This is a genomic window from Acidovorax sp. SRI_002 (assembly GCF_057586455.1).
This window is the reverse complement of sequence record NZ_JBYCZW010000007.1, coordinates 311676-333548: the sequence shown is the minus strand read 5'-3', so window position 1 is coordinate 333548 and position 21873 is coordinate 311676. Positions and strand designations below refer to the sequence as shown.

Below are 21873 nucleotides of genomic sequence, written 5' to 3'. Positions count from 1 at the left end.
TCACGACGTGACACATTCGCCAAAGCCGCCACCGCCGGGGGTAGCGATTTCGAACACATCGCCAGGCTCCATCAGCGCCGCGCCGATATGGCCCAGCTCTTCCACCTGGCCGTTGGCACGCAGCACGCGGTTGGCACCGGGCCGGCCGGGCTGGCCGCCTGCCATGCCAAAGGCGGGGTTCAGGCGCCCGTTGGACAAAATGCTGGCCGTCATCGCCTCCAGAAAGCGCACGCGCCGCACGCCACCATCACCACCCGCCCAGCGGCCTGCCCCGCCAGACCCGCGCTGGATCTCGTAGCTGTCGAGCACCACGGGGAAGCGGAACTCCAGCACCTCGGGGTCGGTTAGGCGCGAATTGGTCATGTGCGTCTGGACCACGCTGGTGCCGTCAAACCCGCGCACCGTGCGGCCCGAAGCATCGAACACCGCACCGGCGCCGCTGCCGCCGGCAATGGTTTCGTAGTACTGGTACTGCGCATTGCCAAAGGTGAAGTTGTTCATGGTGGGCTGGCTGCCCGCCATCACGCCCAAAGCGCCGAACAGCGCATTGGTGATGCAGGTGGAGGTCTCCACATTGCCCGCCACCACCGAGGCCGGCGGATTGGGGTTGAGCATGGAGCCCTGCGGGATGATGACCTGCAGGGGCTTGAGGCACCCGGCATTGAGCGGAATGTCATCGTCGACCAGCGTGCGGAACACATACAGCACCGCCGCCATGCACACCGCACGTGGGGCGTTGAAGTTGTTGGTCTGCTGCGCACTGGTGCCTGCAAAGTCGATGACCGCGCTGCGCTCGGCCACATTGACCTTGACCGACACGCTGATCTGTGCGCCATTGTCCAGCTTCAGGGTGAACTGCCCGTCTTTGAGCTGCGTGATCACGCGGCGCACCGACTCTTCAGCGTTGTCCTGCACATGGCGCATGTAGGCCTGCACGACATCCAGGCCAAACTGTCCCACCATCTTCGAGAGTTCCTGCACGCCCTTCTCGTTGGCAGCGATTTGCGCGCGCAGATCGGCCAGGTTCTGCTGGGGATTTCGGCTGGGGTATGGCGTGGTGCCGCCACCCGTCGTCAGCAGGCTGCGCACCTCTTCTTCCAGAAAGATGCCACGGTCCACCAGCTTCACGTTGTTGATCTGCACACCCTCTTCGTCGATGCGCGTGGAGAACGGTGGCATCGAGCCCGGCGTGGTGCCGCCGATGTCGGCATGGTGGCCCCGGCTGCCCACATAAAACGTGGGCTCCTTGCCCTCGGCCACATACACCGGGGTGATCACCGTCACATCGGGCAGGTGGGTGCCGCCATGGTACGGGTCGTTGAGCATGTACACATCGCCCGGGTGCATCTTGCCCGCGTTCTCGCGGATCACGGTCTTGATGCTCTCACCCATGGAACCCAGGTGCACGGGCATGTGCGGCGCGTTGGCAATCAGGTTGCCGGTGGCATCGAAGAGCGCACAGCTGAAGTCCAGGCGCTCCTTGATGTTGACCGAGTAGGCCGTGTTCTGCAGCTGCAGGCCCATCTGCTCAGCGATGTTCATGAACAGGTTGTTGAACACCTCCAGCAGCACCGGGTCCACCGTGGTGCCTGCGGCGTACTGCACCTTGCGCGCGGTGACGCGGTCCAGCACCAGGTGATCCAGGTCCGTGAGGCGCGCAGACCAGCCGGGCTCCACCACGGTGGTGGTGTTCTTCTCGGCAATGATGGCCGGACCTGGGATCACGTCGCCAGGGTGCAGGTCCTCGCGCACCACCAGGGCGGCATCGTGCCATGCGCTGCCCGAGTACATCTTCACCGTCTCGCGCTGTGGGTGCTTGCGGTGCGGATGCACGGGAAGGCGCGGCTCGGCGGGGGCATCGCCCGCAATCATGGCCTCGACCGACACGGCCTCCACCACCAGACCCTTGCCTACCATCAGGAAGGCAAAACGCTGGCGATAGGCAGATTCGAAAGCGGCCTGGATGCTGGCCATGTCGCCAAACGGCACCACCAGGGCCGAATCGGTGCCTTCGTAGCGCACGTGCACGTTGTGGCGCACCTGCACCGGGTTGGCGCTGACCTGCTGGCGCTCCAGCTCGGCCTGGGCCGCAGAGCCCAGTGCGTCCAGGCGTTCCGCAATCAGCGGCAGCGATGCGGCGGCCAGTGGCATCTCCACCGCCTGTTCGCGGATCACAGTCTGGTCCGCCAGACCCATGCCATAAGCACTGAGCACGCCCGCCAGCGGGTGCACAAACACACGCGACATGCCCAAGGCATCGGCCACCAGGCAGGCATGCTGGCCGCCCGCGCCACCAAAACACTGCAGCGTGTAGCGCGTCACGTCGTAGCCGCGTGCCACGCTGATCTTCTTGATGGCGTTGGCCATCTGCTGCACAGCGATCTGGATGAAGCCTTCGGCCACTTCTTCGGGCTTGCGCTGGGTCTGCGCAGCAATTTCCTCAAAACGGGCGCGCACCGCATCGGCGTCCAGTGTTTCGTTGGCGGCGGGGCCAAACACGCTGGGGAAGTAACGCGGCTGCACCTTGCCCACCATCACGTTGGCATCGGTCACGGCCAGCGGGCCGCCACGGCGGTAGCTCACCGGGCCTGGGTTGGCGCCTGCGCTCTCGGGGCCCACTCGGAAGCGGGCACCGTCGTAGGCCAGCACCGAGCCGCCGCCAGCCGCCACCGTGTGGATGCTCATCATGGGGGCGCGCATGCGCACACCGGCGACGTGGGTTTCGAACTCGCGCTCGAACGCACCGGCGTAGTGACTTACATCCGTGGACGTTCCGCCCATGTCAAAGCCGATGACCTTTTCATGCCCGGCCAGGCCCGCCGTGCGCGCCATGCCTACGATGCCACCTGCGGGCCCCGACAGAATCGCATCCTTGCCCTGGAAGGTACCCGCATCGGTGAGGCCCCCCGAAGACTGCATGAAGAACAGCTTGACGCCCGGCATCTCGCTGGCGACCTGCTCCACATAGCGGCGCAGGATGGGCGAGAGGTAAGCATCCACCACGGTGGTGTCGCCCCGGCTCACGAACTTCATCATCGGGCTAGTTTCGTGCGAGGTGCTGATCTGCGTGAAGCCCACCTCTTTGGCGATGCGCTGAGCCGCCTGTTCATGCTGGGTGTAGCGGTAGCCGTGCATGAACACAATAGCCACGCTGCGCAGACCACGTCCGTAGGCGGCCAGCAGGTCGCCGCGCAGGCTGGGTTCGTCCAGTGCCTGCAGCACATCGCCATGGGCGCCCACCCGTTCGCACGCTTCGATCACCTCGGTGTACAAAAGCTCGGGCAACTGGATGTGGCGGTCAAACAAACGGGGGCGGTTCTGGTAGGCAATACGCAGCGCGTCGCGAAAGCCGCGCGTGGTCACCAGCAGCGTGGGCTCGCCCTTGCGCTCCAGCAATGCGTTGGTGGCCACGGTGGTGCCCATCTTCACGCACTCCACCAGCGCGGGTGTGACGGGCTCGCCAGGCTTCAAACCCAGCAGGTGGCGGATGCCCGCCACGGCGGCGTCCTTGTACTGCTCGGGGTTTTCGGACAGCAGCTTGTGGGTGGTCAGCGAGCCATCGGGCCGCTTGGCCACGATGTCGGTGAATGTGCCCCCACGGTCAATCCAGAACTGCCAGCGGGGAATGTGGGTGGTGGGTGCAAGTTGTGTCATGGTGTGATGGTTTGCAAAGTGAAATGAAAGGGTTCGGTGCTCGCTCAGGCCGCCAGGGCCAGAGGGGAGCGGGCCGGGGAGCGCGGCGCGCGAGCCAGTGCCTCAAGCACCGCGCGCACAGAAGGAATGGAGGGCGCTGTGACCATGGCCTTGTCCGCTCCGCACCAGGGGCGGCTCAGTGCAGCGATCCAGGGCATCACGACATGGATGTCCGAGGGCGGCAGGGTTTGCATGCTGTCCACCACAATGCTCAACTCCTGCGCCAGGCGCGAGCCCGGTGCAAAGCGCCAGTGGTACTGGCCGCAACCCAGGCGCACCGCGCGGCTGTCTTTTTCGGTCATGGCCACGAGCCAGGGGCAGTGAAACTCCGCACACGCAGGATCGGGAGGATCGGCCAGACAGAAGCTGTACACGTTTTCATAAGTGCGGCCAAAGCGGCGCACCAGGGTTTCGGCAATGGCGTCGCGGCCGTGGGCCACCGGCGGAAAGTCCATGTCGCCCTGCCGCACGTCCATGCGCAGCAGCGCGCCGCCGGCAAAGGCCCGCTCGATCAGGTGAGGCCGGTTGCCATCCTTGGCCAGCAGATACATCTCGATGGTGTCGGAAGGGGTTTGCATGGTGATTCCTCGGTGATGCCAACAATGCAATGGCCTAGCGCTGCGTGTAGTACGGGATGAAGAGCTGGTTGGCCTCGCTCCCCACGGACCGCACCCATTCGCGGGAAAACCGTTCGCCCAGGCGTTTGAGTTCGGAGTCCAGCACCGCGGTGGGGGGCTCGACCTTGATGCCTTTGCGCTGCAGTTCGATCACCGACTCCTCGGCCACGGCGGCGCTCATCGCCCAGCCCCGTTTTTCGGCGTCTGCTGCAGCCTGGCTCACGGCCTGGCGCACCGGGGCGGGCAGTGCGTCAAACGCCTGCTGGTTCACAAAGACGATGTTCTTGGGGAACCAGGCGTTGATACCGTAGTACTGCTTGATCTGGCCCCAGACCTGGTTTTCCACCCCGGTCAGGGCCGATGTGATCATCGAATCCAGCTTTCCGGCCGCCAGGGCCTGGTTGACCTCGACCATGGGCACATCCACGGGCGTGGCGCCCAGCAGCTCGGCAATACGCACCGTGCCCGGGTTGTAGGTGCGCATGCGGGTGCCCTTGAAATCCACCGACGAACGCACCGGGACCGTGGTGAACAGCCCCTGCGGAGGCCACGGCACGGCGTACAAGGCTTTGAGCCCCTTGCGCGCCATGTGCACTTCGATCAACGGTCGCTGCACATCCCACATGCGCCGTGCGTCGGCATAGCTGCGGACCACAAAAGGCACGGAATCGCCACCTGCCATGGGGATCTCGCGCACCAGGCTCGTCATGATGGTTTCGCCCGCCTGGGCCTTGCCGTCCTGCACCGCCTGAGGAATCTCCGCCAGTTTGAACAAGGCGTTGTTGGCATGCACTTCAATGCGCAATGCACCGGCTGAAGCACGCTCCACGTCCTGCGCAAACTGGACGATATTGCGCGTGTGGAACGACTCCGCCCGGTAGCCCGTGGCCAGCTTCCACTGGGTTTGAGCGTGCAGCACCGGGGCCACGGCAAGCGCGGCCAACAACACGATAGTCTTCATGGTGAGCTCCTGTACGGACTATTCGGCGAGGGATGCTGCGGGGTCAGCCCTGCATCTGGCGTGGCAGCCAGAGCACGACGTCGGGCACGAAATACGTCAGGATGACCGCAACGATCATCAGTGCGAACAAAGGCAGCGCAGTGCGGGCGATCCAGGTAACTTCGCGTCGCGTCATGCCCTGCAGCACAAAGAGGTTGAAGCCCACCGGCGGCGTGATCTGCGCCATCTCCACCACCAACACGATGAAGATGCCGAACCACACCAGGTCAAAGCCTGCAGCTTCCACCGTGGGCAGCAGCACCGCGATGGTCAGCACCACCATGGAGATGCCATCCAGGAAGCAGCCCAGCAGGATGAAAAACACGATGAGCAGCAGCATCAGCGCAAAGGGCGACAGGTGCAGGGCGCCGATGAACTCGGCCAGGTGGCGTGGCAGGCCGATGAAGCCCATGGCCAGTGTGAGGAACGCGGCGCCCGCCAGGATGAGGCCGATCATGCAGTACACGCGGCAGGCAGCGACCAGCCCGTCCTTGAAGCGCGCCCAATCGAGTGATCCCTCGATCTTCGCCAGGATCAGCGACCCGCCCACACCCAGCGCCGCGGCCTCGGTGGCGGTGGCAATACCGCTGTAGATGGCGCCCAGCACCACCACGATGAGCGACACCACAGGGATCAGGTGGCGCGACGCATAGAGCTTCTGCACAAAGCTCAGGCGGGCATCGGGCGCTGGCACCTTGTCCTTGTTGAACAAGGCCCACACGACGATGTAGCCCATGAACAGTGCTGCCAGCAGCAGGCCTGGAATCACGCCGGCCAGGAACAGCTTGGAGATCGACACATTGGCCGCCACGCCATAGACGATCATGATGATCGACGGCGGGATCAGCAGGCCCAGCGTGCCTGCGCCAGCCAGTGTGCCCACCGAGATGTCTTCGGGATAGCCACGCTGCTTGAGTTCGGGCAGCGTGATCTTGCCGATGGTCGCGCAAGTGGCCGCCGATGAGCCCGAGATGGCAGCGAAGATGGTGCAGCCCACCACGTTCACATGCAACAGACGGCCGGGCAGACGGTCCAGCCAGGGCGCCAGGCCTTTGAACATGCTGCTCGACAGCTTGCTGCGAAACAGTATCTCGCCCATCCAGAGGAATAGCGGCAAGGCCGTGAGCGTCCAGCTGGAGGTAGACCCCCAGATAGTCAGCATCATGCTGTCGCCCACGGGGCGGCTGGTAAAAAGCTCCATACCGACCAGCGCCACCGCAAGCAGTGACAGGCCGATCCACAAACCCGAACCGAGCACTGCAAAGAGCACCACGATCAGGCCAAAGGCAATGATGACGTCCATGTTGATTTCTCCTGCGGGGGTTACTCGGAACGGGCCGATTCAGACACGGCCATGAAGGCCACGCCCTGAAAGCGCAGGATGAGCGCATGGGCAAACGACAGCGCAAAGCCGATGCAGCCCATGGCCATGCTGATCTGGGGAATCCACAGCGGCGAAGCATCGGCCGCAGGCGAAATGTCGTGCGTGACGTAGGAAATCCACACCGAGCGCACTGCGTAGCAGGCGATATAGGCCGTGAGCACCAGTGCACTGGACAGGCAGAACCATTCAAAGGCGCCGCGCCAGCGTGACGGCAGCCGGTCGAGCAACAGGGTCACCCGGATGTGGTCTCCGTTTTGCAATGTGCCGGGCAATGCAAAGAACAGCGCTGCGGCGATGGCGTAGCCTGCATACGCGTCGAGACCGTCGATGTTGACGTGAATGACCTCGCGGGCAAACACGCCCAGCGTGACTGCGGCGAACGCAGCCAACATGGACAGGCCGGACAGCAACATCAGCAGCCTGTAGAAATTTCGGACGAGTTTGTCCATGGCGTACTCCGGTAACGCTTGAAAAAAATGAGGGGGAGTGGCGACTAAAGAACTGGGCAGCAGGCGCCTGTGCTACCCCGGCCCCACTGCGGGGGCCCGGAAAACGACGATTACTTCTTGCGGTAGGCGTCGATGATGGCCTGTCCCTCAGGCCCGGCAGACTTGATCCAGTCGGCCGTCATGGACTCGCCAATGCTTGCCAGTTCCTTCTTGATGCTGTCGCTGGGCTCGGCCACGGTCATGCCTTTGGCGCCCAGCTCTTTGATGAACTCCTTGTCCACGCGCTCGCTCGTGGCCCAGCCGCGCTCTTCGGCGGCTGCCGCTGCCTTCAGCACGGCGTCCTGCAAAGGCTTGTCGAGGGCATCGAACGCCTTCTGGTTCACCACGGTGGCATTGCGCGGAAGCCATGCGCTGACGGGATAGAAGTGCTTCACCTGCTCATACAGCTTGGATTCCACGCCGCTGGCGCTGGACGTCAGGAAGTTCTGCACGGTGTTGGTAGCCAGCGCCTGGCCCAGCTCCGACAGCTGGATCGTCACCGGTTGCGCCTTGAGCAGTTGCGCAATGCGCGTGGTGGCGGGGTTGTAGGCCCGCATCTTGGTGCCTGCAAAGTCCGCGGGCGTACTCACGGGCTTGAGCGAGTAGAGCGACTGGCCGGGCCATGGCACGCTGAACAGCACTTTCACGCCTTGGGACGCGAGCAGCTTCTCCTGGGCAGGCTTGGCGGCCAGATACAGGCGCTTGGAATCGGCATAGCTCGTGGCCAAGAACGGAATCGAGTCCACACCAAACAGCGGGTTCTCGTTGGATGCGCCCGAGAGAATGAACTCGGCCGAAGGCACCTGGCCGGTTTGCACCGCACGCTTGATTTCGTTGGCCTTGTACAGCGAGCCACCGGGGTGCAACACGATCTTGAGCTTGCCGCCCGTGAGCTGATCCACCTCGTTGGCGAACTGCTGCACGTTCTGCGTCTGGAAGCTGTTGGCGCCATAACCCGTGGGCAGGTCCCACTTGATCTGGGCCTGGGCGGCGCAGACGCTGAGGACTGCGGACAAACAAATTGTGATTTTCTTCATGGTGGAACTCCTTGTTGAAAGCGGATCAGAAACTGGCGAGCTGGTGGTTGAGAAGGTCGGTGACCAGCATGCAGCCCGGTGCATGCGTGATGCAGAACGCGGGTTGGGCATTCAAGATGGCCGACTGCGGGGTGACGCCGCAGGCCCAGAAAACAGGGATTTCGCCCGGCATCAGCGCTACGGCGTCGCCGTAGTCGGGATGGGCCAGATCGGCGATGCCGATCAGGGCCGGGTCACCGATGTGCACAGGCGCTCCATGCACGTTGGGAAAACGAGAAGTGACTTGCACCGCACGGATCACATCCGCTGCGGGCATGGGACGCATGGTCACCACCATGGCACCGCCAAAAGGGCCGGCCGGTTCGGTTTGCACGTTGGTGCGGAACATGGCCACGTTCTTGCCTTCGTCGATGTGGCGCAGGCGGATGCCTGCCTCGATCAATGCGGACTCGAACGAAAACGAACAGCCCAGGATGAAGGTGACCAGGTCCGGCCGCCAGAGGCTGGCAATGTCCGCCACCTCCTCCGACATTTCACCGTGGCGCCAGATGCGGTACAGCGGCACATCACTGCGGATGTCGATGTCCTTGCCCAGCGAAGGCAGGGTGAACTGGCCGGGCTCGCTGACCGCCAGCACGGGGCAAGGCTTGGGATTGCGCTGGCAAAACCGCAGAAAGTCACTGGCAAGCACCTCGGGCAGGATGACCACGTTGCCTTGCACATGGCCGTCTGCGAGACCGCTGGTGTGCGATGTCCACAGGCCCTTGCGGATGGTGTCGCGGACGTGGTTCGGATTGCTGGTGCCCTCAGGGCCAAACACCGCGAGCGAATTTTCTTGAGCTAAGTCCACCGTATTTCCTTGCATTGAGAAAAGTCAATTGCATGACGTTGGACGGATTGTGTTGGGGTGTAACTGCGCTGGCAAATTCAAAAAATTTCTCTTAGCTCATCGATTTTTTCGATGCACTTCATTGGGGCGAAGCAAACCAATTTGGTGCTCAGGGTTAACCCTTGGACTTCTATTTAGGGTTAACCCGAACCCTAGAAAGGAGAATTTGCACAAGCGCAGCCGCACCGAACTGCGCATGTCGCTTCAATGCGAAGTCCTCGGGGCTGCGCCGTGAAGGCAGACAGCGCAACCGCAGTGCGCGCAGCGGAAAAAGGAGCGTGCGTGGTCCCCGCGCTCAGGCGCGGGCCTTGCGGGGCTTGGGCGCTGGGGGTTGCTGCGCTTCGATGAAGCTGAGCGCCGAACGCACGATCGCCTCCATTGCGGGCGAAGACGGGTCTTCGCGGTAGCTCACGTGAATGGGCAGCGGACGCAACGCGATATCGCAGGCCAGCGCACGAAGATCCGGGAATGCCAGCATCCTCTGCACCGCCAGGCGCGGCAGCGTGGCAACGCCAAAACCGCCCTGCACCAGCTGCACCATGGCAGAGATTGAGGAAATGGTGTGCACGCAGCGCGGCTCCACCTGCGCCTGGCGCAGCGTGTCCAGCAGGTACACATGGGGCTGAGAACCGCGCTGAAAGGTCAGGATGTCGGTGCCGGCAAAGTCTTCCGATGCATAGCGCCGCTTGCGTTGGATCTTGCTGTTGCCGACGAACACCATCTCCATCGGCGTCAGCGCCTGGCTGCGAATGCCTTCTGCCGATGCGGGCAAGGCCGCAAACACGGCATCCAGCGTGCCCCGGCGGATCTGATCCAGCAGCACCGGCGTGGATTCGACCGTGAGTTCCAGCTCCAGCAGCGGGTTGTCCTTGCGCAGTTGTTCCACCCAGGGGATGAGCCACGAGTGGAGCACCGACTCAATGGCGCCCAGCCGAATCGACACTTCCAGCGGGCCGCCCGAGCCCATCTCGGCCTTGAGCTGGCGTTGCAGCTCCAGCATCCGCTTGGCGTACGTCAGAAAGCGCGTGCCCGCCACTGTGAGCTTGAAATGTTTGTCGCGCCGGTCCAGCAGCAGCACGCCCAGTTCTTCCTCCAGCGCCGCCACGCGACTTGACATGGCCGACTGCGTCAGAAAGAGCTTTTCCGCTGCGCGCGTCACGCTCTTGAGGGAGGCCACCCAGTAAAAGGCTTCGACAAAACGCAGGTTCATGGTGGTGGTTCTCCGGCCTCGCTGGCACGTTGCAAGCTCCTTGGCGGTGCACCGTGGTGGTGCAACATCCCCCAAGCCAGCGCCGAAAGGCGTGGCCATTCTGCCGTTGATCCACGTGCTCCACAGCCTTTGAGCCGCAAAAACAGAGCATCGCCGGGTTTCCTCGATGCCTGCGCAATGGAATTGCGACCGGATGCAAATACTATAAAAACAATAGCTATTGGCGCTTTACAGATAAGCGCTAGAGTCCAATTTCATTCAAACTCACCCCACAAACAGGGGCAGATCGGCCTTCTTGAGCGTGCGCAGCACGAAGCTGGAGCGGCTGTGCCGGATGCCTTTGATCTTGTAGAGCTTCTCGCGTAGCAAGCGCTCGTAATCGCGCGTGTCCTTCACGACGATGCGCAGCAGGTAGTCGTAGTCGCCCGACACCAGGTGCGCCTCGATCACCTCAGGAATGCTGGCGAGTGTTTCGCCAAATTTTTCGAGCGTGTTGTCGGAATGGCTGTCGAGCGTGACCTGCACCAGCACCGTGTCGGCCAGGTCCAGCGACTGCGGGTTGATGCGCACGGTATAGCCCTGGATCACACCCGCCTCTTCCATCTTCTTGATGCGGCCCCAGCAGGGCGATGCGCTCAGGCCCACGGCCTGCCCGATCTCTTGCAGGCTGGCGCGGGCGTTGCCCTGCAGCACAGCGAGAATTTTTCTATCCAGTCGATCCATCGGCTGGATTATTCACCAATCTTCGCCAACACAGAAAATTATTCTTCGATTCACTCCATTTGAAGCGAATTCAGCAAATTCATCTCATCCGCCCCGCGCATACTTCTTCCATCAAGGCGCTCTTACCGGAGCGCACAAACTGACAAGGCCCCGGCTGGTTACCGCCAGCACGGGGCCCTTGGCATTTTTTGGCGTCGCCCATGGCCAACAGAAGCGCCTTGGCTAGCGCCCTGGTGGGTAGTTAATAAGCACGCTTACCAGCACAAACCCCGATGCCTGCGCCGATGCTGCACCGCCATAATTTGGCAGAGGCTGGGGTCCGCTCTGCAAGGAGCAACCGTGCATCCCCACCAACCCAGCCCACCATTAACAGGAGACAGCATGCAACTGACCAAACTCGTCGTCGGCCTGAGCCTTGCGCTCGGCTTTGTGGCCACCGCTGCCGCGCAGACCACCATGCGCATCAGCATCTCGACAGCCCAGAATTCCCACCAGGGGATTGCCATCGACACGTTTGCCAAGGAAGTCGAAAAGCGCACGGCCGGCCGCTACAAGGTACAGACGTTCTACAACGGCGCCCTGGGTGGCGAGCGCGAATCGATTGAAGCCGTGCAGCTGGGCACGCAAGAGCTGGCCTTCAGCTCCACCGGCCCCGTGCCCAACTTTGTGCCCGAAGCGCGCATCTTTGACGTGCCCTTCCTGTTCCGCGACAAGGCCCATGCGCGTGCGGTGCTGGATGGCCCCATCGGCCAGGAGATGCTGACCAAGTTCGATAGCAAGGGCTTCAAGGCCCTGGCCTGGGCCGAGAACGGCTTTCGCCACATGACGAACAGCAAGCGCTCGGTGAACACGCCCGAGGACCTCAAGGGCCTGAAGATGCGCACCATGGAAAACCCCGTGCACATCGCCGCGTACAAGGGCTTCGGCATCATCACCACGCCCATGGCCTTCCCCGAAGTGTTCACGGCCCTGCAACAAGGCACCGTGGACGGCCAGGAGAACCCGCTGCCCGTGATCATCTCGGCCAAGTTCGACCAGGTGCAAAAGCACCTGACGTTGACCGGCCACGTGTATTCGCCTGCCATCTTCGTGATGAACAAGGCCTCGTTCGACAAGCTCTCGGCCGCCGACAAGCAGGCCTTCATCGACGCCGCCAAGGAAGGCACCAAGGCCAACCGTGCACGCGTGGATGAAGACGACGCCAAGGGCGTGGCCGACCTGCGCGCCAAAGGCATGACGGTGGTGGACAATCCGGACAAGTCCAAGTTTGTGGCGGCGCTGGCGCCTGTGAACGCCGAGTTTGAAAAACAGTTTGGCAAGGCCACCCTGGACAAGATCCGCGACGTCAAGTAGTTGCATGCGCATCAGCTACTATATTTTTAGTAGCACACAACGCCCGTAGAATAAGCGCTACGGGCGTTTTTTATCTTCAATCTGATTCTCTCCACCGAATCATCCGAACCCATGGCGTTGTCCGCCCCATGAAAAAAGCTTTTCTGATGTTTGAACGCGGGGCCACGTTTGCAGCGTTGCTCGGCGCGTGCGCCATGCTGGTCATTGCCGCATCGCTGGGCATGTTCCAGATCGTGACCCGCTTTGTGCTGGAGCAGCCCGCCGAGTGGACTGAAGTGCTGATCCGTTTTAGCCTGATCTGGATGGTGTTCCTGGCCATCCCCAGCGCATTCCGCCAGGGCGCTATGGTGAGCGTGGATGTGCTGTACCGCTGGAGCCCCCCGCGCGTGCGCCGGGTGCTGGACTATGTCGTGGCAGTGGCGGCGCTGGCACTGATTGGCGTGATCGTGTGGTGGGGCTGGGACTATGCCCAACGCGGCGGCGTGCAGTCGATGGCGGGGCTCGAATCCGTCTCCATGTTCTGGGCCTACGTGGCCATGCCGGTGGGCGGCGTGTTCAGCGCCATTGGCATCGTCGGCAACCTGCTAGACCCTCAACGCCTTGAGCTGGAGACCGCGCAATGACGCCCGTCATGATCACCACCATGGTGCTGTGTTTTGCACTCACTGTGTCCGTTGCCGTTTCCATCGGCCTGGCCTCCATCCTGGGCATCCAGGTAGCCAATGCCAACATGCTGATCTCTGTGAAGGAGATGTTTGGCTCCATCAACAAATTTCCGCTGGCCGCCATTCCGTTCTTCATCCTCGCGGGCAACCTGATGGAAACGGGCGGCATATCCCGCCGCCTGGTGGAGTTTGCCAAGAGCATCGTGGGCGGCGTGCAGGGTGGCCTGCCCATGACCTGCGTGCTGACCTGCATGATCTTTGCGGCCGTGTCGGGCTCGTCGGTGGCCACCACATTTGCCATTGGCGCCATCCTGATCCCCGCGCTCATCAAGCATGGCTACCCCACGAGCTACGCCGCATCCCTGCAGGCCACCAGCGCCGAGCTGGGCGTGATCATCCCGCCCTCCATCCCCATGATCCTGTATGGCGTGAGCGCCGAAGTGTCGATTGGCGAGCTGTTCATCGCCGGCTTTGGCCCGGGGCTGCTGATCAGTGGCGCACTGATGCTTTTTGTCTGGGCGTACTGCAAGTACAAGGGCTGGGGCAAGAACGACGGCGACGGCCGCATGCCTCTTGGCAAGGCCACGCTGCAGGCGGGCTGGGCGCTGCTGATGCCGGTGATCATCCTTGGCGGCATCTACGGTGGCGTATTCACCCCCACTGAAGCATCGGCCGTGGCGGTGTTCTACGCATTGATTGTGGGGGTGGTGATATACCGCGAGATCCGGCTCAAGGACCTGTTTGCCATCCTGCGCAAATCGGCCATCTCGTCCGCAGTGATCATGTTCATCATTGCCAATGCGGGCCTGTTCGCCTTCCTCATCACCCGTGCTGGCGTGCCGGATGCCATTGGCCGCTGGCTGGAGGCGGTGCTGCAATCCCCCACCCTCTTCCTGCTCGGGGTGAACGCGGCGTTGTTCGTGATCGGCATGTTCATCGAGACCAGTGCCGCCATCATCGTTCTGGCGCCCATCCTGGCTCCCGTGGCCATCCACTTTGGTGTGGACCCGGTGCACTTTGGCCTGATCATGGTAGTGAACCTGGCCATGGGCATGATCACGCCGCCGTTTGGCGTGAATCTGTTTGCAGCCTGCACCGTGGCGCGAATATCGCTAGACCGCATCGTCGGGCACCTGATTCCGTTTGTGCTTGTCATCATGGCCTGCCTGATGGTGGTGACCTATGTGCCGCAGTTGTCGCTGGGTTTGCGCGATCTGGTCTACGCAAAGTAGTTAGAATCCCCCGGTCAGGAGAGAGTGCCAAGCCCCACAGGCCACCGCACCGCCGAAGGCGCAGGCAGCAGCCGAACGCTCAGGCAAAAGGACTGACAACCGCCCGCAGTGATGTGGGCGTTCCCTTGCTGGAGAGAGATGGCCCACCGCACCGCGTGTTGAGGCCATCCACCGAAGGAGCAAACCGCACGGCCAGCCAGGGCGCTGCGGTGAATCTCTCAGGTAAAGCGGACAGCAGGGCAAATCCCGTAGCCACCTTGTGGCTGCGGCCCTCATTTGCCCCGGAGTTCCGCCATGTCAGCCACCGCCCCCCTGCTCACCACGCCCCTGAACGCCCTGCACATCGAGCTGGGCGCCCGCATGGTGCCGTTCGCCGGCTACTCCATGCCCGTGCAATACCCCGCTGGCCTGATGGCCGAACACCAGCACACGCGCAGCGCGGCGGGCTTATTTGACGTCTCGCACATGGGCCAGCTCAAGCTGGTAGGCCCTGACGCCGCAGCGGCGTTTGAAACCCTGATGCCGGTGGACGTGATCGACCTGCCCGTGGGCAAACAGCGCTACGGGCTGCTGCTCACTGACGAAGGCACGGTCATCGATGACCTGATGTTCTTCAACCAAGGCGTGGTGGATGGCGAGCCCACGCTGTTCGTGATCGTGAACGGTGCTTGCAAGGTGGGCGACATTGCGCACATCACGGCCCGCATCGGCCAGCGCTGCAAGGTGGCGCCCATGCCCGACCACGCCCTGCTCGCTCTGCAAGGCCCGCAGGCCGTCACCGCCCTCGCCCGCCTCGCGCCCGGCGTTGAAAAGCTGGTGTTCATGACGGGCGGCGATTTTTCCATTGCAGGCTGTGACTGTTTTGTGACCCGCAGCGGCTACACCGGTGAAGACGGTTTTGAAATCTCGGTGCCCGCTGCGCAGGCCGACACCCTGGCCCGCGCCCTGCTTGCTCAGCCCGAGGTCAAACCCATCGGCCTGGGCGCCCGCAACTCGCTGCGGCTCGAAGCGGGCCTGTGCCTGTATGGCAACGACATCGACACCACCACCACGCCGCCTGAAGCCGCACTGAACTGGGCCATCCAGAAGGTGCGTCGCACGGGCGGCGCCCGCGCAGGGGGTTTCCCCGGAGCAGACAAGGTGCTCGCGCAGATCGACAACCCCGCCAGCCTGCAGCGCAAGCGCGTTGGCCTCGTCGCGATGGAGCGTGTGCCCGTGCGCGAACACACCGAATTGCAGAGCGAAGACGGCCAGAAGATTGGCGAAGTGACCAGCGGCCTGCTGGGCCCCACGGTGAACGAACCCGTGGCTATGGGCTATGTCACACCCGCCTTCGCCGCCATCGGCACGCGGGTGAACGCCATCGTGCGCGGCAAGGCCGTGCCCATGGAAGTGCGTGCCATGCCCTTTACCCCCGCGCGCTACTACCGCGGCTGACCGTCTGAAACTGCGCCAGCCCGGCTACAGTCTTGGCTGGCATCGGCACTTTTGTTTGTTTCCCCCTTTTTTTCTGGAGCCCCCATGACCGTCAAGTTTTCCAAGGATCACGAGTGGATCGACATCTCCGACCACGAAGCCGCCACCGTGGGCATCACGGTACACGCCCAGGACGCGCTGGGCGATGTGGTGTTTGTGGACCTGCCCGAAGTCGGCAAGACCTTCACCCAAGGTGAAGTCGCCGGCGTGGTGGAGTCCGTCAAAGCCGCCGCCGACGTGTACATGCCCGTCAGCGGCGAAATCGTCGAGGTGAACGAAGCCCTGCGCGCCGACCCCTCGCTGGCCAACACCGACCCGCTGGGCGCTGGCTGGTTCTTCAAGGTCCACGTGACCGACATGATGCAATTCGACGCGCTCATGGACGAACCTGCGTACGCAGAGTTCGCCAAGAACGCCTGATCTCCGGATCTTTTGTTCCCCGAGGCCCGGCGCCCTGCCGGGCCAATGTGCCTCCTTGTTGTCCCACGCCGCCGCCGATGACCACCCTCGCCCCCCTGCCCACGCTCGCAGCGCTTGAAAACGCCACCGAATTCCTGCCACGCCACATCGGCATCGATGCGGCCGATGAAGCGCACATGCTGTCGGTGATTGGCGAGGCCTCGCGCCGCGCCCTCATCGACTCCATCGTCCCGCGCTCCATCGCACGCAGCAGCGCGATGGACCTGCCCCTGCCGATCACGGAAGCGGCGGCGCTGGCCGAACTCAAGGCGATGGCATCGAAGAACCAGGTCCTGAAGAGCTTCATCGGCCAGGGCTACTACGGCACGCACACGCCGGGCGTCATCCTGCGCAACATCCTGGAGAACCCCGCCTGGTACACCGCCTACACGCCCTACCAGGCCGAAATCTCGCAAGGCCGCATGGAGGCCCTGGTCAACTTCCAGACTATGGTGTGCGACCTGACAGGCATGCCGATTGCCAATGCGTCCATGCTGGACGAAGCCACGGCCGCCGCTGAGGCGATGACGCTGGCCAAGCGCTCCGTCAAGAGCAAGAGCAATGTGTTTGTGGTGGCCGGTGATGCCCACCCGCAAACCATCGAAGTGATCCAGACCCGTGCCAAGCCCCTCAATATCGAAGTGGTGCTGGCCAACTCCGCCGCCGAATGGGATGCAGCGCTGAATGGCGAGTATTTCGCCGTGCTGGCCCAGTACCCTGCCACCAGCGGCCGCATTGACGACCTGCGCGCTGATGTGGAGAAGGCGCATGCCAAACAGGCGGCCTTCATCGCAGCGGCCGACCTGCTGGCCCTCACGCTGATCACCCCGCCCGGTGAATGGGGTGCCGACATCGTCGTGGGCACCACGCAGCGCTTCGGCATGCCCATGGGCGCGGGTGGCCCGCACGCTGCCTACATGGCCTGCCGCGACGAGTTCAAGCGCAGCCTGCCCGGCCGCCTAGTGGGCGTGAGCGTGGATACACATGGCAAGCCCGCCTACCGCCTGGCCCTGCAAACGCGCGAGCAGCACATCCGCCGCGAAAAGGCCACGTCCAACATCTGCACCGCGCAGGTGTTGCCCGCCGTGATCGCCAGCATGTACGCCGTGTACCATGGCCCCGATGGGCTCAAGCGCATTGCACAGCGTGTGGCCAGCTACACCGCCATTCTGGCCAAGGGGCTCACACAACTGGGCGCACCGGTGCGCCCGCAGGCGTGTTTTGACACACTGACGCTCAAAACCGATGGCGCTACCAAATCCATAGCTGCTCGCGCAGTACAGCTGGGCGCCAACCTGCGAATTTATTTCGAAAACTACCTGTGCATTTCGCTGGACGAGACCACCACGCGCGCCGACATCGAGCTGCTGTGGAAGGTGTTCGCCGCGGATGGCCAGGCGCTGCCCACGTTTGACGCCTTCGAGAAGGGTGTAGAGCCGCTGATCCCCACCGAACTGCGCCGCGCCAGCAAGTACCTGACTCATCCGGTGTTCAACACCCACCACTCCGAAACCGGCATGCTGCGCTACATCCGCCAGCTGTCTGACAAGGACCTGGCGTTGGACCGCAGCATGATCCCGCTGGGCAGCTGCACCATGAAGCTCAATGCCACGAGCGAGATGATCCCCATCACCTGGCCCGAATTCGCCAACGTGCACCCCTTCGCACCCGCTGACCAGTTGCAAGGCTACAAGGAGCTGGACGAACAACTGCGCGCCTGGCTGTGCCAGGCCACGGGCTACGCAGGCATCAGCCTGCAGCCCAACGCCGGATCGCAAGGCGAATACGCGGGCCTGCTGGCCATCAAGGCATACCACGAGGCCCAGGGCGATAGCCACCGCAACATCTGCCTGATCCCCAGCAGCGCACACGGCACCAACCCCGCCAGCGCCCAGATGGTGGGCATGCAGGTGGTAGTGACCGCCTGCGATGCCAACGGCAACGTGGACATGGCCGACCTGCAGGCCAAGTGCGAACAGCACAGTGCCAACCTGGCCTGCATCATGATCACCTACCCCAGCACGCACGGCGTGTTCGAAACGCAGGTGAAGGAGCTGTGCGCCCTGGTGCACAGCCACGGCGGCCGGGTGTATGTGGACGGCGCCAACATGAACGCCCTGGTCGGCGTGGCCGCCCCTGGCGAGTTCGGCGGCGACGTGAGCCACCTGAATCTGCACAAGACCTTCTGCATTCCGCACGGCGGTGGCGGCCCCGGCGTGGGTCCCGTGTGTGTGGTGGCCGATCTGGTGCCCTACCTGCCTGGTCATGCCACGGCCGGTGTGGCCGGCGGCGTGGGTGCCGTGTCGGCAGCGCCTCTGGGCAATGCCGCCGTGCTGCCCATCAGCTGGATGTACTGCCGCATGATGGGCGCCGAAGGCCTGCAGGCCGCGACCGAAACCGCCATCCTCTCGGCCAACTACATCAGTGCACGCCTCAAGGACCACTACCCCACGCTGTACGCGAGTGCCAATGGCCACGTGGCGCACGAGTGCATCCTGGACCTGCGCGGCCTCAAGGACACCAGCGGCGTGATGGCTGAGGATGTCGCCAAGCGCCTGATCGACTACGGCTTCCACGCACCCACGCTGAGCTTCCCCGTGCCCAACACGCTGATGGTGGAGCCCACCGAGAGCGAAACGCTGTTCGAGATCGACCGCTTCGTCGACGCGATGATTGCCATCCGCAAAGAGATCCGCCAGATCGAATCCGGCGCCTGGCCGCAGGACAACAACCCGCTGAAGAACGCGCCGCACACGGCCGAGAGTCTGCTGGGCAGCGAATGGGCTCGCCCTTACGCCCGCGAAGCCGCCGCTTACCCCGTGGCCGCGCTTCGCAGCAACAAGTATTGGTCGCCCGTAGGCCGCGTGGACAACGTGTGGGGTGATCGCAATCTAAGCTGCAGTTGCATCCCGGTGTCTGACTACGCCTGAGACGCCTGAATTGCCTGAACGCAGTGACCTCAACCACCAGCGCCTGCACTGTCTGCCAGCCGCCTGCGCTGGAGGCGCTGGTCCGGTCTGAACCTGCCCTGGCCGCTCTGTGGCAGGCCCTGCCTCGCCGTCAGTTCGGCGCAGGCACGCTGGTGCAGCCCGCGGGCGAGACCAGCACGCGCTGCTGGCAGGTGCGCAGCGGTGTGGTTCGGCTGTTCTACCTGAACGAACAAGGTACCGAACGCAACCGGTCGTTTCACGGCACCGGCAGCTGGGTGGCTGGCAACCTGCCGCCTCTGGCGCTGCCCAGCCCTTATGCCATCGAGGCCCTGGCACCCGTAGAGGCTGTGGAGCTGACCTATGCCACCTTGCAGCAGTGGCAACGCAGCTTTGCCCACATCGGCCCCTTGCTGGAAGAGGCCCTGGGCTATGTGTTTCAGCAGCACGCACAGCGCGAAGCCGAGTTGTTGAGCCACCCGCCCGAGGTGCGCTACCAATCTTTTCTCGCTACACACGGTGATTTGACGCCCCACCTGCCGCAGCACCATGTGGCCAGCTACCTGGGCATCTCGCCGGTATCGCTATCACGCATCCGGGCACGGCTGGGCATGCTGGAAGCGTCACGCGGCGTTTGAGAATTTTCAGCGTCCCTATGGCCACGCACTGACCGTGCGATCCCGCCCTGGCATCACCACCTGGGGCAAATTTTCTTTGTCCATGAGGGCGTCACCTGCCACCAGCCCGTTCAGATGCAGCAGGTGCGCGGTGATGCCGTACACCTCGTCATCGGTCAGGCTCTTGGGCGCGTGCATCGGCATGCCCCGACGCACATAGTCGAACACCGTCGTGGCATAAGGCCACATCGCGCCCACCGACAACACCTGCAGCGGGTACTTGCGCACGCGCAGGGGGCGCAGCGGGTCGCTCCAGCCGATAAAACCATCTGTGCCCGCCAGCCGTGCGGCAGGCCCTTCGATGCCCTGTGCGCCGTGGCAGGCGGCACAGTGCATGGCATACAGCCGCGCGCCCTGCTCCACGCTGCCCCGGCCCGGTGGCAGATTGCGGCCGTTGGGGAAGACGGTGATGGCATAGCGATCAATGTCGGCAGGCGAAAGCGGTTGGCCTAAGCCGATGACAAGTGGCGGCGCTGCTGGCGCAGGAGCCGCAGCGGATGGCGCCTGGACCTCGCTGGCTCTGCCTGCACTCAGCAGTCCCACCACCATCGCCACGGCCACGCCCCGCCGCAGGGTGGCGCGTTCTGCTGGCAGCAACTGGCTGCACAGGTCTTCACGCATAGACGTTCTCCACGCGGCCATCGGCCTGCACGCGCCAGGCCTGCACCGCGTTGTAGTGGTTGAACGAGTGCATGGCATAGCGCCGCTTCCATTCACTGCGCAGTGGCTGTGTACGACCGTGCTCGTCCGTGGCGCGGCTCATCAGGTCGGCCTTGCGGCCGTTCCACTGCCAGGGCAGCGTGAAGCGCGTAAAGGCCCGGTCCAGTACCGGGCCGTGCAGCTGCGCCGCAGCCCAGTTGCGACCTCCGTCCAAGGACACATCCACACGCGCTATGCGCCCCCGGCCCGACCAGGCCAGACCAGCGATTTCGCAAAACCCATGGGGCTCAGGCAAACGCTGCTGGCCGGAGGGGTGCGTGATCACCGACTTCACTTCCATGTGGAACGCGAAGCGCTCGATCCGTCCATCGGCCAGCACTTGCGTGTACAGACCCGACTCGTCCTTGGTGTAGGCGGGCGCGTCGGTCACTTCGAGCCGGTGCAGCCATTTTACGTTGACGTTGCCCTCCCAGCCCGGCATGAACAGGCGCATGGGGTAGCCCTGCGAAGGCCGCAGCCGCTCTCCGTTCTGGTACAGCGCCACCATGCCGTGCTCCAGCAAGGCCTTCAGCGGCAGGCTGCGGCTGTGCGATCCACCGTCGGCGCCTTCGGCCACCACCCATTGGGCACTGTCCTTCACCCCCGCTTCGTTCAGTAGATAGGCCAGCGGCACGCCCGTCCACTCCGAACACGACACCTCGCCCGCAATCTCGCCCAGCGTCTGGTCCAGAGCCTTGGGCGATAGCGCGTTGGCGGCTGAGTTGCCCGCGCATTCCAGAAAATGCACGCGGCTGACCATGGGGTAGCGCAGCAGGCGTTCCAAGTCAAAGCGCAGCGGTTTGTGCACCAGCCCATGCACCTTCAGTGTGTGGCGCTCCGGCGCAATGTCGGGCACGCCGTTGTGGTGCACGGCAAAGTGCAGGCCGCTGGGGGTGATGATGCTGCGCTGGTGCTGCAACGGCGTGCGCCACACCGGAAAGCCTGCCGCAGTGGACAAGGTCCGCTCCACCTGCGCCTCCTGTGCTGCGGGCAGGCCGTACGGCAGATCGGCCCCACCGGGGCGGGTCATCGCATCGGGCAAGCGGGCGGCCAGTGGCCGTGGCTGCGCTGCCTGCGCCGCCGCCATACCCACGCCCCCCGTCGCAAGCCCCCCCAAAAAAGTCCTCCGAGCCAGTCCGCTGTGGCCGTTGAATGAACGCATCCGTCATCTCCGCAAAAACAAGCACTCGGCACCCATTGGCCGCAGCTGCAGTGTTGTCATCCGCATGCCGCTGCGCATTAACGTTGGTTAACGCGCCCACAGTGGATCGGCACCAGCCACGGCGCCACGCCCTTTACACTGGCGCGCCGCTTGCAGCCCAACCGTTGCTGACGAGCAAAATG

General features: G+C 63.6%; 18 protein-coding genes and 2 riboswitches. Of the genes, 7 read left to right on the top strand and 11 right to left on the bottom strand.

From position 1 onward, the window contains the following. The 9 genes from AC2YJX_RS20790 to AC2YJX_RS20750 all read right to left on the bottom strand — a co-directional run bounded on the left by AC2YJX_RS20790 (window position 1) and on the right by AC2YJX_RS20750 (window position 11041). Window positions 1-3654, bottom strand: coding sequence for a hydantoinase B/oxoprolinase family protein (locus AC2YJX_RS20790; protein WP_121419957.1), 3654 nt, complete (start codon window positions 3652-3654; stop codon window positions 1-3). 44 nt (window positions 3655-3698) lie between these two features. Next, a complete protein-coding gene (locus tag AC2YJX_RS20785; RefSeq protein ID WP_055402385.1) occupies window positions 3699-4271 on the bottom strand; it encodes a hypothetical protein in 573 nt (190 codons plus the stop codon). A 34-nt stretch (window positions 4272-4305) separates the two neighbouring features. After that, window positions 4306-5271 (bottom strand): TRAP transporter substrate-binding protein, encoded by a 966-nt coding sequence (locus tag AC2YJX_RS20780; protein WP_055402383.1) that lies wholly within the window; start codon window positions 5269-5271, stop codon window positions 4306-4308. A gap of 43 nt (window positions 5272-5314) precedes the next feature. Beyond that, window positions 5315-6613 (bottom strand): TRAP transporter large permease, encoded by a 1299-nt coding sequence (locus AC2YJX_RS20775; protein ID WP_121419955.1) that lies wholly within the window; start codon window positions 6611-6613, stop codon window positions 5315-5317. A 20-nt stretch (window positions 6614-6633) separates the two neighbouring features. Further along, window positions 6634-7143 carry a TRAP transporter small permease gene (locus AC2YJX_RS20770; protein ID WP_055402379.1) on the bottom strand — a complete coding sequence of 170 codons (510 nt, stop codon included), beginning with the start codon at window positions 7141-7143 and terminating at the stop codon, window positions 6634-6636. 110 nt (window positions 7144-7253) lie between these two features. Next, entirely contained in the window at window positions 7254-8219 is a 966-nt protein-coding gene (locus AC2YJX_RS20765; protein WP_176885811.1) for a TRAP transporter substrate-binding protein, read from the bottom strand. A 25-nt stretch (window positions 8220-8244) separates the two neighbouring features. After that, the gene (locus AC2YJX_RS20760; protein WP_255577604.1) at window positions 8245-9084 is read right to left on the bottom strand and encodes a putative hydro-lyase; all 840 of its coding nucleotides are present in this window, start codon (window positions 9082-9084) and stop codon (window positions 8245-8247) included. 319 nt (window positions 9085-9403) lie between these two features. After that, entirely contained in the window at window positions 9404-10318 is a 915-nt protein-coding gene (locus tag AC2YJX_RS20755; RefSeq protein ID WP_487257158.1) for a LysR family transcriptional regulator, read from the bottom strand. A gap of 264 nt (window positions 10319-10582) precedes the next feature. After that, the gene (locus AC2YJX_RS20750; protein WP_010458688.1) at window positions 10583-11041 is read right to left on the bottom strand and encodes an Lrp/AsnC family transcriptional regulator; all 459 of its coding nucleotides are present in this window, start codon (window positions 11039-11041) and stop codon (window positions 10583-10585) included. A 381-nt stretch (window positions 11042-11422) separates the two neighbouring features. Here AC2YJX_RS20750 and AC2YJX_RS20745 point away from each other — a divergent pair, with 381 nt between their 5' ends. The 7 genes from AC2YJX_RS20745 to AC2YJX_RS20715 all read left to right on the top strand — a co-directional run bounded on the left by AC2YJX_RS20745 (window position 11423) and on the right by AC2YJX_RS20715 (window position 19791). Next, window positions 11423-12394, top strand: a complete 972-nt coding sequence (locus AC2YJX_RS20745; protein ID WP_121419952.1) for a TRAP transporter substrate-binding protein — start codon at window positions 11423-11425, stop codon at window positions 12392-12394. Between the two features lie 128 nt (window positions 12395-12522). Next, window positions 12523-13017: a TRAP transporter small permease gene (locus AC2YJX_RS20740; protein ID WP_055397396.1), complete on the top strand. Its 495-nt coding sequence runs from the start codon at window positions 12523-12525 to the stop codon at window positions 13015-13017. Beyond that, window positions 13014-14291, top strand: a complete 1278-nt coding sequence (locus AC2YJX_RS20735; protein ID WP_055397398.1) for a TRAP transporter large permease — start codon at window positions 13014-13016, stop codon at window positions 14289-14291. Before AC2YJX_RS20740 ends, AC2YJX_RS20735 begins: the two co-directional genes overlap by 4 nt. Window positions 14292-14304: 13 nt before the next feature. Beyond that, window positions 14305-14388: riboswitch (glycine riboswitch) on the top strand. Window positions 14389-14409: 21 nt separating this feature from the next. After that, window positions 14410-14536, top strand: a riboswitch (glycine riboswitch). Window positions 14537-14585: 49 nt separating this feature from the next. Beyond that, a complete protein-coding gene (gene gcvT / locus AC2YJX_RS20730) occupies window positions 14586-15728 on the top strand; it encodes a glycine cleavage system aminomethyltransferase GcvT (protein ID WP_487257157.1) in 1143 nt (380 codons plus the stop codon). Between the two features lie 84 nt (window positions 15729-15812). Next, complete coding sequence (gene gcvH, locus AC2YJX_RS20725) at window positions 15813-16187, top strand: glycine cleavage system protein GcvH (RefSeq protein WP_055397402.1); 375 nt, start codon at window positions 15813-15815, stop codon at window positions 16185-16187. A 77-nt stretch (window positions 16188-16264) separates the two neighbouring features. Next, window positions 16265-19156, top strand: a complete 2892-nt coding sequence (gene gcvP / locus AC2YJX_RS20720; protein WP_487257156.1) for an aminomethyl-transferring glycine dehydrogenase — start codon at window positions 16265-16267, stop codon at window positions 19154-19156. A 23-nt stretch (window positions 19157-19179) separates the two neighbouring features. After that, the gene (locus AC2YJX_RS20715; RefSeq protein WP_487257155.1) at window positions 19180-19791 is read left to right on the top strand and encodes a Crp/Fnr family transcriptional regulator; all 612 of its coding nucleotides are present in this window, start codon (window positions 19180-19182) and stop codon (window positions 19789-19791) included. Window positions 19792-19806: 15 nt separating this feature from the next. Here AC2YJX_RS20715 and AC2YJX_RS20710 read toward each other — a convergent pair whose 3' ends face one another. Together AC2YJX_RS20710 and soxC are read right to left on the bottom strand one after the other, a co-directional pair. Continuing rightward, window positions 19807-20451, bottom strand: a complete 645-nt coding sequence (locus AC2YJX_RS20710) for a c-type cytochrome (RefSeq protein WP_487257154.1) — start codon at window positions 20449-20451, stop codon at window positions 19807-19809. Next, window positions 20444-21691 carry a sulfite dehydrogenase gene (soxC, locus tag AC2YJX_RS20705; protein WP_487257153.1) on the bottom strand — a complete coding sequence of 416 codons (1248 nt, stop codon included), beginning with the start codon at window positions 21689-21691 and terminating at the stop codon, window positions 20444-20446. The genes AC2YJX_RS20710 and soxC overlap by 8 nt, the downstream gene beginning before the upstream one ends. Between the last annotated feature and the right edge of the window lie 182 nt (window positions 21692-21873).